This window comes from Deinococcus betulae (genome assembly GCF_020166395.1).
In the GTDB taxonomy this organism is placed as follows: Bacteria; Deinococcota; Deinococci; order Deinococcales; family Deinococcaceae; genus Deinococcus; species Deinococcus betulae.
In genome coordinates, this window is sequence record NZ_JAIQXU010000080.1 from 1 (window position 1) to 1,109 (window position 1,109).

The window sequence follows — 1,109 nt, forward strand, 5'->3', positions numbered from 1 at the left end:
ATACGGACTCCGACTAATTGGTTAACAGGGGCCACCAATGGAAGAGGGTGTGCTGGGTGAGGAGATCCGGCTGTGTTTCGAGCCAGGCGCACCGTTCAGCTAGCACCTGAGCGAAGTCGTCGAGGGTATTGAAGGCTCGATTGGCCACAGTGGCGTCGGTGAGCGCCCAGAGCCGTTCGGCGGGCTGCAATTCTGGAGCATACGGTGGCAGGGTGACGGTCTGGATGCCTGGGGGCTGTCCCCGCTGAGCCGGGACATGAAAGCCAGCGCCATCCTGCACCACGAGCACGTGATGGTCGGCGCAGGCGCCGACACTCTGAGCAAACGCCGTCATGACGGCGGCGTACGCGAGTTTGTTCAAGACAGGGACCAACCAGAACCGGCTCTCGCCGGTTTCTGGATTGACAAACGCGTAGAGATAGAGCCAGTCGTAGGCAGGCTTGACCGGACAGGTGAAGGGTTGACCCGTCGGTGCCCAGACGGTTCGGCGAATCGGCTTGAGACCCAGCCGATGTTCGTCCAGGCACCACAGTGACACCCGAGCATGGAGACGCTCCGCCGTGCGGAGCGTCTCCGTTAGTCCTTTGTTGTGAAGTCTGCTTTGGCCGCTTCATCGCCCCCCACATGCCGCGGTCGGGGTTTTTGCGGGGAGAACCCGGCTGCCCGCATGAATTCGTACGTGCGGCCCAGATGCACCGTCTTGCCAAACTGTGCGTGTACCCAATCCTGCACCTGTTTGCCTGACCACACGATCCCTTGTGCAAAGTCCGCGTGCAGTCGGGCAGCCAGGGCCTGCTGTTCATCTGCGCTCAGCAACCGGGGCGCGCCCCGGTTGCTCTGCCGCCCATCGCGAAGTCCCGCCAGCCCCAGTGCTCGATACCGTGTCATCAGGTCATACGCGCTGACCAGGCTATATCGCGTCACCTGCAAGACCTCGTCTGGTGGGCGTCCTTCAGCCAGCAACGCAAAGAACTGCGCCCGGCGCCGCTCCACCGCACAGGTACTCGCCGTGTACACCTGCCAGAAGTCGGTGGCGCTATGCGCTAAGGGAGCGGTCAAGCGAGTCTGTTTGATGCTCCCAATCTAAGCCTTTTAGTCGGAATCCGTAT

The 1,109-nt window shown here is 61.9% G+C and carries 1 protein-coding gene and 1 pseudogene; both read right to left on the reverse strand.

What is annotated here, in order from left to right:
- Positions 1 to 13: 13 nt before the first annotated feature.
- Positions 14 to 565: pseudogene (locus K7W42_RS22695) on the reverse strand (IS630 family transposase); the annotation flags it as partial.
- Positions 566 to 576: 11 nt separating this feature from the next.
- Positions 577 to 1,059 carry a winged helix-turn-helix domain-containing protein gene (locus K7W42_RS22700; RefSeq protein WP_224577679.1) on the reverse strand — a complete coding sequence of 161 codons (483 nt, stop codon included), beginning with the start codon at positions 1,057 to 1,059 and terminating at the stop codon, positions 577 to 579.
- Between the last annotated feature and the right edge of the window lie 50 nt (positions 1,060 to 1,109).